Origin of the sequence: Akkermansia sp. N21169, from assembly GCF_029854675.1 — a bacterium.
Classification (GTDB): Bacteria; Verrucomicrobiota; Verrucomicrobiia; order Verrucomicrobiales; family Akkermansiaceae; genus Akkermansia.
This window is the reverse complement of the sequence record NZ_JARWNC010000038.1, coordinates 225,801-236,045: the sequence shown is the minus strand read 5'-3', so window position 1 is coordinate 236,045 and position 10,245 is coordinate 225,801. Positions and strand designations below refer to the sequence as shown.

The following is a 10,245-nucleotide window of genomic DNA, read 5'->3' as shown; positions in this document are numbered from 1 at the left end:
GAGTGCCTCCATCAAAAAAAACACAGTATCATCATGAAAGTAAACATCACGAGAAGATCCTGGATCAAATCCACAACCGCAACACTGGCCTTGCTGGCGGCGGATCGCATGCTGCTGCCTGCCTGCGCCGCGGATAGCAAGGAAGTAAAAACGGACCACGAACCGTCGAAAGTCTGGATGACGAAGAAAATCTCACCCGCTTCTCTCATTGCTATCTACAAGGCTCTGGAGCATCCGGCGCAAGGGCGCGTCGCCGTCAAAATCAGCACGGGTGAACCCGGAGGCCATCACTTCCTGCAACCCGCCCTCATCAAGGATCTCGTTCACCATGTCAATGGTACAATTGTGGAATGCAACACAGCCTATGCCGGCAGACGCTCCCGCACTGAAGACCACCTGCAGGCGGCGAAGGAGCATGGATTCCTCGACATAGCCCAGGTCGATATCATGGACGCCGAGGGAGAAATCAAACTCCCGGTCAGGGATATGAAACACATCAAACACAACCTCGTCGGATCGCATCTGAAGAATTATGATTTCATGATCAATCTGGCTCATTTCAAAGGACATGCCATGGGGGGCTTCGGCGGAGTGCTCAAAAACCAGTCAATCGGCGTAGCTTCCGCCAACGGTAAGGCCTACATTCACTCCGCAGGCAAGACAGCGGATGTTTCTCAACTCTGGGATAATCTCGGAGAGCAGGACGCCTTCCTCGAATCCATGGCCGCAGCCGCCCAATCTGTCGCAGACTATTTCGGAGAGAAGATTCTCTATATCAACGTCGTGAACAACCTTTCCGTCGACTGCGATTGCGATGCCCACCCGCACGCTCCCGAAATGAAAGACATCGGTATTTTAGCTTCAACCGATCCGGTCGCCCTTGACCAGGCATGCCTTGATCTCGTCTTTGCAGTTACCCCTAGCGAGGGAGACGACAACAGGCCTCTCATCGAACGTATCGAAAGCAAACATGGTCGTCACACCGTGGACTACGCTGAACAAATCGGTCTTGGCAGCCGGAATTACGATTTGGTGATGCTCGAATAGCCGAGCATGCGGCTTGGGCATGATACGACCATGTTGAATCTCCGGGCGGCCAGTTCATTCAGCCAGAACATCCATTCCTCCCCTTCCCCGCCCCATTCGCGTGCATGCAGATGGGGGATTGGAGATCTTTGCAGAAAGCGTCCAGAGAAAATTGATGGAATTGCATATCCAATTCCACCCCAACAAACCAAGAAGTCCTCATTTGAACGGGAAGGTTGAGAGATCGCAAAAAACCGACAGAATCGAATTGTCTCACAAGAGGGAGGACTTTTGAGAACCCGTCTTTCTCATTTTTCACGATTTTTTTCAAAAATCAAAGGGACTGCCTCTTTTTAGTGAGACAGCCCCTTCTGTACTTTATCTCTTGTTGTTACGGACTTTCCGGACGCTCTCAGAACGAGTAGCTCAACATAGCTCCGGCGGCGACGGTAAAATCTTTGATCGCACGGGATCCATAGAGTTCCGAGCCGTCTTTACGAGCACCGTTGCCGGACCAAATGGCACTGACGAAGGGACTGAATGTGAGATTCTTCGTCACGGAATACGGCAATTGCAGATTCAGAGAATAGGACTGCGAGCCGTTGGACATGCCAGGCGTTTTGGCATCGAAATAGCTGGCTGTGGACCAATATGTACCGGAAATAATGCCGGACAGACGCTGAGTCAGTTGTTTTTTGTAACCGACGGAAGCATCGAACCACCAGCCCGTCATTCCTGAGAAGGAATAGTGCGCGTTGGCACCCACAAACCATCCGTCCTGGCCGATGCCATTAATGTCATAACGGAATCCACCATTGAATTCCTGACTGACGGAGTGGTTTCCTTCCGCTTGGGAAATGATACCGGGGAGACCTCCCTGGAACAAGCCGTAACCGAGGCGAGCGGTTACATAGTTGTTCAGTTTGTTTTCGACACCGAGATTGAAGTCGAATTCATTGTCCTGAACAATATCTTTGTCCCAAATGGCTTTGTAGCCGAAATCCGCGGTAATATCGGTTGTTCTGGACACTTTGTAACGAGTATCCAAGGAAATCGGAGTCATGTTCTCACCATCAGACGTGGAAAGGACAAGTCCACGGAAATCATAGTTGGAGGAATAGCCAACATTCAGAGCACCACTAAACACCTTGGGAGCCGGTGGTACCGAAAGAGGCACGACAGGAGCAGCGGTCCCGGCCAAAGCAACGCTGGTCAGGGAAGCTACTGCAAGAGCGGCGGAGATGATATGTTTCTTTTGCATAATCGTTACAGGTTTGTATTGTTGTTAATCTAAAACGGTATGGAGCAATCTCCGAGAAGAGCACTTCCATACCGTTTATTATGAGGGAGTGCTATCGGGTTAGATCAACCCCGTTCCGGTTTCGTTCAAAAGCAAGAACCAAAATGTGACAGTATCTACACAATTTTCCTCTCGTACTCTTACGAAAAAAGGCGCCCTTCGGTCAAGAAGGGCGCCTGTAAAAATATGTGTTTCCTATTTAGAACGAGTAGGTAAGGCCGGCTCCTCCAACCAACGTAAAATTACGGTAAACATTGGAGCCATAATAGTCCCATCCCTTGGTCTTCATCGCACCGTTACCAAGCCATACCGTACTGACAAACGGGGTGAAGGTCAGATGCTTGCAGAGCTGATAGGGCAGTTCCAGTTTAAGGGCAAAGGACTGGGAACCATTGGCCATCCACGGCATCTGTGCATCGAAATAACTGGCCGTCGACCACCATGTACCGGACAGGATAGCAGCCAGTTTCTCCGAGATTTGTTTCTTGTAGCCGGCAGTAACGTCAAACCACCATCCGGTCACACCGTTAAAGGAATAATGGGCATTGGCTCCAACAAATACTCCCTTGGCGCCAACCGCACCAAAATCGTATTGGAAGCCTCCCATGAATTCCTGGGTTACGGAATGATTGTCCTTCCAACCCTTGGAAACCAAGCCGGGGAAACCACCCTGGTAAAGGTCGTATCCCAGACGTGTCGTCAGTCCCTTGGTGCATTTGGTCTCTACACCCAAATTAACGTTGAATTCATTGTCCTGCAGAATATCCTTGTCCCAAAGAGCCTTGTATCCCAAGCCGGCAGTCAGGTCGGTTTTGTCCGTCAGGCGGGTACGAGTATCAAGCTTGATCGGGGTCATGTTCTCTCCATCGGACGTCCTCAGGATCAAGCCTCGGAAGTCGTAATTGGACGAATACCCTACTGTCAAGTCACCGCTGAATATCTTCTGGGGCGCCGGAGCCGGAACGGGAACAACTGGAGCTTTCGGAAGCTCAATGCATTTCGTTCCTGCGAAGGCAGAGCTCGACAGAGCTGCTACCGCCAATGCTGCGGATAAAACATGTTTCGCTTGCATAATCGTTTTTTGTTTCGTTGTTGGTTATTGCAGATAAAAGCCTCCATCAGAACATTCCACCCCAGGGGGAGGATACCGATTCGAGCTCTTGATTGTCTTTTACGACAAAATCGTAACATTTGTAAAGGTAAATAATAAAATTTACCTAAATATTTCTATAAATATCTTACTGTAAAAAGATATACATCATCGGAGTCCAAACATTTCCACCGCAAATTTCCACATTTTCTCTGCTTTTCCTCGCCAAGGAAGAGGAAATTCGAGCACTTTCACCCTTTCCCCGCCCAACCGGGAACACAAACGGGGAGACGGATTGACCAGAATTTTCCACTTGGCAGCAAGCAACATGGGCAAATCGGCGGAACTATCGGAATAAGCAAAAACATCTTCCTCATCCACACAATCTTCCGAGAGGAGTTTCATGGCGCGGAGGCGCTCTACCTTGCGTTCTCCCTTGTTGTTGCCACCCGGCATGGATGGGAAAAAGGGGACTCGTTCTCCAATCTCGATAGATGTGGAGAGGACATCGTCAAAGCCCAGGCGCACCGCGATGGCATCCGCATAAAATCCCGGAGAGGCGGTCGCCATGATACATAGGTCTCCGTGCATGCGGTGTGCATCCAACCGTTTTTTCATCTCCGGGTAGATAAGAGTCCCCGCTACTTCATCGGCAAACGCCATGGCTAATTCCTCCAGCTTGGTTCGGGGCATCCTCCACAGATATCCCAGGAATATCCGTTTCATCCTGCCATCCCCCCAAAGACGCAACGCAGCCAGAGGCAGGCAACAAAAGAAAGGCAGGAACAACAGTCTCCTCCAAGGGAACCGGCGGCACACATATCCGGCAAACAAAACCTGGGTATCCCAAGCCAGCAATGTTCCATCCATGTCAAACAGAGCCAGACGGCGACCTTCCATACGATTTTCATCCATGCCGCTGTTATGCTACAGGAGGATGCTTCTCCAGACAAATAGAAAAGACCGTCCCGCACAGAACGGGACGGCCTCTTGAAAAATCGTTTTTGAACTGATTAACGGGAATAGAATTCCACGATCATCTGTTCGTTGACGATAGGTGCGATTTCTTCCTTGGAAGGAACGCGCGCTACCTTGCCGGTCAACTTGTCCTTGTCGCATTCAAGCCAGTCGGGAACCACAATCATCTGCGTAAGGTCAAGATTACGGGTAACGAGCTGCTGAGAGGAAGACTTGGCAGAAACGCTGATTACGTCTCCGGGGCGGCAATTGTAGGAAGCAACATTCACGCGATGGCCATTCACGAAGATGTGACCGTGGCTGACGATCTGTCGAGCGCCGGCACGAGTATTGCTGAAACCAAGGCGGTAAACGATGTTGTCCAAGCGGAGTTCCAGAAGCTGAAGCAGGATATCGCCGGTCACGCCACGACGGCGGGAGGCTTCCTGGTAGTATTTGCGGAACTGTCCTTCAAGTACTCCGTACTGGAAACGAAGCTTCTGCTTTTCAGCAAGCATCGTTCCGTAATCGGATTTCTTCTTGCGCCCAGCGCGCATGCCGTGCTGTCCCGGGGGGAACGGGCGGCGTTCGAGAGACTTGCTGGAGCCAAAAAGAGCTACGCCGAAACGACGGGAGACTTTATCGCGGGGTCCTGTATAACGAGCCATGATATGTAATCTAAAGTATGATAAATTCTAATGTACTCAACGTATCCGGATTAGACGCGACGAGCCTTGGGAGGACGGCAACCGTTGTGGGGAATCGGCGTCACATCCTTGATGGAAGTGATTTCGATGCCAAGGGTCTGGACGGCACGAACGGCGGATTCACGGCCGGAGCCGGGTCCCTTAACGCGGACTTCAGCTTCGCGCAAGCCATGGCTCATCGCCTGGCGGCAGGCATCCTGGCAGACAACCTGACCAGCGTAAGCCGTGCTCTTGCGGGAGCCTTTGAAGCCCATCTTGCCGGCAGAGGACCAGCCGATCACATTACCGCGTTCGTCAGTGACGCTGACAACGGTGTTATTGAAGGTGGAGGAAACGTGAACGATCCCTCTGGAAATGTTCTTGCTGCCCTTGGCCTTAAGGATTTTGACCTGGTCGGCAGAGTCGCCCAATCCGATTTCTGCGAAAATATCGCGGCGGGCTTCAGGTTTCTTTTCTTCGGCGGCGGGAGCCGGTGCGGGAGTAGCAGCAACATCCGTTTCTGCGGCTACAACGGGAGCCACGGGCTGTTCTGCAGTGTCATTGATGATTTCTTCAGCCATTGGAGGAAAACTTTAGTGATTAAATAATAATGTCTGCGGTTTACTTCTTCTTGGCCTGTGCACCGACGGTCTTCTTCTTGCCCTTGCGAGTACGGGCATTCGTGCTGGTACGCTGACCGCGCACGGGAAGGCCGCGACGATGGCGAATGCCACGGTAGCAGTTAATGGAGGTAAGGCGCTTGAGGTCAGCCTGCTTGTCACGACGAAGGTCACCTTCAATGAGGATGCCGGTGGACGTGATGGCCTGAACAATTTTGGTAAGTTGTTCATCCGTGAGCTGTCCCGTACGAATGTCGGGGTCGATTCCTGCTTGTTCCAGGATCTTCTTAGCGGTCTGGCGGCCAATACCGTAAATGTACGGCAAGGCTGCTTCGATGCGCTTTTCATTAGGTATTTCTGTACCGAAAAGGCGTGCCATGATGGTCTAATTTTGCTTGCGGTTAATAAGTTTACGCACCAAGCGCAAACTTGTCGGAGAAAGATTGTTACCAAATCACAGTACAATGACAAGCCTAAAACTGCCCTTCCCTATTTTTTCGGGGTCATTGGTACTTCCATGCAACAATCGATTTACGGAAAGATCTCACGGAAAAAAGTTTTTTCCCCCCTCGCAAACCAGTTGATTTCACGAGGAGGGGAGGCAAAATACTGTTACAACACGAATCTTCGATCAAAGATCATGCCTTCCACGGAATTATTTGAAAATTACTTCATGGATGGATTGGCCCGGCTGGGGATTTGTCGAAATCAGGCGGACAGCCTTAATCCCGCCCTTGCCCGTGAAAGTAGTAACGGCCTGATTCGGGACACTGCCCATGGTTTTGCTCCATGAGCCGTTGGATGCCTGTACCTGGAATTTGTAGGTGGCCGTCCCCACAATAATGACCTTGGTCGCCGCAGGATAATCCGTATTTTCCACAGTCACGTCAAAAGGTACGTCCGCACGATAGACTGTTGTCAAATTGCCATCCATGACGGCAGATTTGTTGTGGGTCATATTACGGGGAGGGACATCGAACTTGAACATGTTCAGTTTGATATCTTGAGTCTGAGATACTTTATTCCTCAATTGAAGGGATTTGATCCCCTTGGGAAGTCCCGGTCCCTTGGTCACAAAAGCCTTGTTCTGGTATGGTTCCAGTTTCAAAACGACCGGAGATGCAGACGAAACGGTTTCCACGCTAACTTCCGCCCACTGGGGCAGATTGCCGTTGTCCAGATTCACTTCCATCCACGTCGCATCAACCGGTTCCGGCAGAGCCAATGTAATGGAATCTCCCTTCTTCATGGAATGGACCTCCATAACCTTATTGATTCCTATCATTTTATCGGTTTCCTGAACAGAGAGTGATGACAGGCCCGGGACCGTTGAAGAAGCCATAGCCGGCAGCGGACAATTCACGGCGAACTCTCTGATAGCAGTCCAAACCGTATTACCCTTTTTGTCGGGGTTGACAAAATTGGGTTCGATAACACGATAACGCAAAGCCCTGGCCTGGACGGGAACCGTACTCTGCCAAAAAACCTGCCTGCCTGTGGTTTCCTTGCCCAGAGGCACCCATTTTTTCATATCCCTGCTGGCTTCGAGCTGCCCCTTGGCAACAAAGTCCGAGTCCTTATCATTCCTGCCCATCGTCAGAAGAACATTTTTGACCGGAACATTCTGTCCAAAATCCAGGCAATACCAGTCTCCGGGCTTTTGGTAGGAACCCGAGTGCCAGAACGTTTCGGATTTGCCATCCATCATGCGTTCAGAGTCAGCGTCAGAACCTCCGGAAACGGAGAATATACCATGCATCGGCTTTCTGCCCGTCAAGGCCGTGAATTGTTCATCCGCTGCCATTTGGACAAGTTCCCGGGCCAGCGGAGTCATCACCAAAGCCCCTGTGGAAAGGCCTTTTCGCAAAAACTTCCCATCCGCCACCTGCTTATAATCATCCGGAATTCTGCCCATTTCATCCAGAGCAGAAACGGATTTTGCCAAATCGTTGATAGAATCGTTTTGCAGAGCGTTAATCGCGCCCATTCCGGCTATTCCCAATTGCCTGAACGCTTTCACCCAGGGCTGGATCTCATGAAGCAAGTCCGGGTTCTCCTTGGAATTCAGCAGAACATCGGCCGACTTGGCAATCTTTTCATATTCGCCGTAAACAGCCCCCTGAACCATGCCCTGCCTATTCCCGGATTTCAAATCTTCTTTGAGTTTGGCCACAGCCGGAGCAATATCGACGGATTCCTCCCGCCGCATCCCATGTCCCGAAGGGCCGATGTCGGAATTGTGGTCGGCAAAGGTCTGTATGGCTTCATGCGTCTGAGGATAGAGACGTTTAATACTATCCTTCCACGTCTTGTCCGAATCGTAGCCTTTAACATTCCACGCATAGTTGCCGATGCCGAAAATCCCGATTTTGGATGCTTCCGGTCTATCCATGGGGTTGGAAACAAAACCGCTCATGGTTTTCTCGATTCCATCATCCTGGCTCAGCCCATAGACACGTCCCATGAGAAGCTTGTCATGACAATAATCCGTCACTGGAAAATTCCACCAGATATAGACGGGACGTCCGAGATGGCCAGTTACCCACTCCTGGCCCTCTGTCGTAATATCGTGAACCACTGAATTGCCGGTCCACATGATTTGAGCGGAAGGTTCCATTTTCCCCAACTCCGACAAATTGTTCGCATTTGTCCAGGATCTGTTGTAACCCGATGGACAAAAGATCAGAGGGGCTACATCACCTTTTTTGTTAATAAAATCCTTATAGACAAGGCTGACAAGTTCAACCTGCTTGTCAATGCGGGCAGCTTCCCCTCCTACATCGTCAAAGAAAAGACCGAACGAACGAACTCCCAGATCATACATCCATTCCAATTTCTGCAACACATTCTTCCTGTCTTCATCCGTCCATTTGATACTGAATCCGGGATGGAGAGCCCACACGAAATTGACATGGTTCCGTTTGGCGGTCTCGACAAGTTCTCTGATTTCGGCGGCTTCCTTGGCAGGATAAGGTTGGCGCCAGTGGTGGGAATGGTATTGATCGTCCTTGGGAGCATAGATGTAGGTATTCATCTTGTTCCGCCCGTAAAACTCAAGTTGCTTCTTTCTGGCCTCATGGCTCCAGTACATGCCGTAAAACCCTTCCACAGTACCACGGTTCAGGACGTCGGGCCAGTCGATGATATCGCATTCGGCCAATTCCCCAAGAGCTGCGATATCGTTCAACTCTTTACCGGCAAAAGGATCATTCTGAGCATATTTCCCTTTTTCAATTCCCTTCAGCAACTGAGACAGCGTCTGTTTGGCATAAAAAATTCCTAAATCATCGTGCGCGGCAACAGTAACCAATCCCGGTTTAACAGTCAGTCGATAAGCCCCCTGGATTTTTGGGACATCCTTTAATTGAGGAGCATTCGGCGTTTTTTTCCCATGAACGATCTGGACCTTAGCCGCCTTCACAAACTGGCCCGTAAATCCGGCCTTTTGCGGAGTGGGATAGACATCGGGTCCAGAAACGGACATCGCAGGAAGCGATACGGATAACGCCATGAGAAAAGCAGGGAGATGGAGTACACGCATGCTACTAGTGTATCCGAACGTCTCTCAGGGTATCAAGACGAAAACATCTCAGCACATCTCTTCTTCTCACGCCTTTTCCCGGCGTACGTTTATAATGAAGCACAACGAGCTTCCAGCCTTCCGGGGCTACTTCGCATTTTTTTCTGCTTCGTAAAGCTCTTTCGTCTGATAGAAGCGGACATAATCAACGAGAAATTTGACAGGATATCCCGCACCGTCTCCAGGAGCTTTTTCACACCATTCCCCTCCGACTGCAGAATTGAGAATCAAGTAGAAGGGAGTCCTGAAGGGATTGCCGGCGCCTCCCGGGTATTCAGTCTGTCCCAAGTCGATGGATTTTACCAACTTGTCATCCACCATCAGACGGATGGCATCCGGTGTCCATTCCATCACATAGAGGTGGAAATCATCCGGCAAGTGGGGGATTTTGACCGTTCCGCCTTTGGATACGTCTTGAAGTGAAACCCCGTCACGGCTCATATGGAAGGTCGAATAGACAGTATTCGGCTCTTGGGAAATATTTTCCATCATGTCGATCTCACCATTGGCCGGCCACGACCATTGGTTCTTTCCCAAAAGCCAGATAGCAGGCCAAATCCCCTTGGCTTTGGGGAGTTTGGCCCGCACTTCCAACCTGCCGTAATGGAACAGCCGGGTGTCCTTGGTCGTCACTGAACCGGAGGTATAAGGCATGTATTCCGTTTGCTGGATCCAACCTTTCCCCGAGGGATTGAAATGGATATTCTTAAAGCGCTCGAACCGTGTTTCGAGCACCAGATACCCCTTTTCCACCCGGATATTTTCACGCCGCCCCGTGTAGGTTTGCTGGGAACCGGCATTGCGGATCACTCCCAATTCCGGTTTCCATTTCGTAGTATCCAGACTATTGCCATTAAATTCATCATTCCAGATGAGAGTCCATCCTCCAGGCAACTTTCGAGGAGGAGCTGCATCCGAAAATGTTCCGAAAACGGCAACAGTAAAAAGACAAAGAATAATTCCGGAAGCTTTCATGGAAGGATTTT

General features: G+C 50.5%; 9 protein-coding genes and 1 pseudogene. 2 read left to right on the top strand and 8 right to left on the bottom strand.

Going from position 1 to position 10,245, the window contains the following annotated elements; translation table 11 throughout:
* The first annotated feature begins 33 nt into the window (after window positions 1-33).
* Together QET40_RS07545 and QET40_RS07540 are read left to right on the top strand one after the other, a co-directional pair.
* Complete coding sequence (locus tag QET40_RS07545; protein ID WP_280126557.1) at window positions 34-1,047, top strand: DUF362 domain-containing protein; 1,014 nt, start codon at window positions 34-36, stop codon at window positions 1,045-1,047.
* 82 nt (window positions 1,048-1,129) lie between these two features.
* Window positions 1,130-1,294: pseudogene (locus QET40_RS07540) on the top strand (IS481 family transposase); the annotation flags it as partial.
* A 144-nt stretch (window positions 1,295-1,438) separates the two neighbouring features.
* Here QET40_RS07540 and QET40_RS07535 read toward each other — a convergent pair.
* The 8 genes from QET40_RS07535 to QET40_RS07500 form a co-directional block, all read right to left on the bottom strand.
* A complete protein-coding gene (locus QET40_RS07535) occupies window positions 1,439-2,287 on the bottom strand; it encodes a hypothetical protein (RefSeq protein WP_280126556.1) in 849 nt (282 codons plus the stop codon).
* Window positions 2,288-2,525: 238 nt separating this feature from the next.
* Window positions 2,526-3,398 (bottom strand): hypothetical protein, encoded by an 873-nt coding sequence (locus tag QET40_RS07530; protein ID WP_280126555.1) that lies wholly within the window; start codon window positions 3,396-3,398, stop codon window positions 2,526-2,528.
* A 186-nt stretch (window positions 3,399-3,584) separates the two neighbouring features.
* Window positions 3,585-4,331, bottom strand: coding sequence for an HAD family hydrolase (locus QET40_RS07525; protein ID WP_280126554.1), 747 nt, complete (start codon window positions 4,329-4,331; stop codon window positions 3,585-3,587).
* Window positions 4,332-4,429: 98 nt separating this feature from the next.
* Window positions 4,430-5,041, bottom strand: a complete 612-nt coding sequence (gene rpsD, locus QET40_RS07520; protein ID WP_280126553.1) for a 30S ribosomal protein S4 — start codon at window positions 5,039-5,041, stop codon at window positions 4,430-4,432.
* Between the two features lie 50 nt (window positions 5,042-5,091).
* On the bottom strand, window positions 5,092-5,640 hold the full coding sequence (gene rpsK / locus QET40_RS07515) for a 30S ribosomal protein S11 (RefSeq protein ID WP_345783061.1): 549 nt from the start codon (window positions 5,638-5,640) through the stop codon (window positions 5,092-5,094).
* Between the two features lie 40 nt (window positions 5,641-5,680).
* Entirely contained in the window at window positions 5,681-6,058 is a 378-nt protein-coding gene (gene rpsM, locus QET40_RS07510) for a 30S ribosomal protein S13 (RefSeq protein ID WP_280126552.1), read from the bottom strand.
* A gap of 276 nt (window positions 6,059-6,334) precedes the next feature.
* Complete coding sequence (locus QET40_RS07505) at window positions 6,335-9,220, bottom strand: beta-N-acetylglucosaminidase domain-containing protein (protein ID WP_280126551.1); 2,886 nt, start codon at window positions 9,218-9,220, stop codon at window positions 6,335-6,337.
* Between the two features lie 126 nt (window positions 9,221-9,346).
* The gene (locus QET40_RS07500) at window positions 9,347-10,234 is read right to left on the bottom strand and encodes a glycoside hydrolase family 16 protein (protein WP_280126550.1); all 888 of its coding nucleotides are present in this window, start codon (window positions 10,232-10,234) and stop codon (window positions 9,347-9,349) included.
* Window positions 10,235-10,245 lie beyond the last annotated feature (11 nt).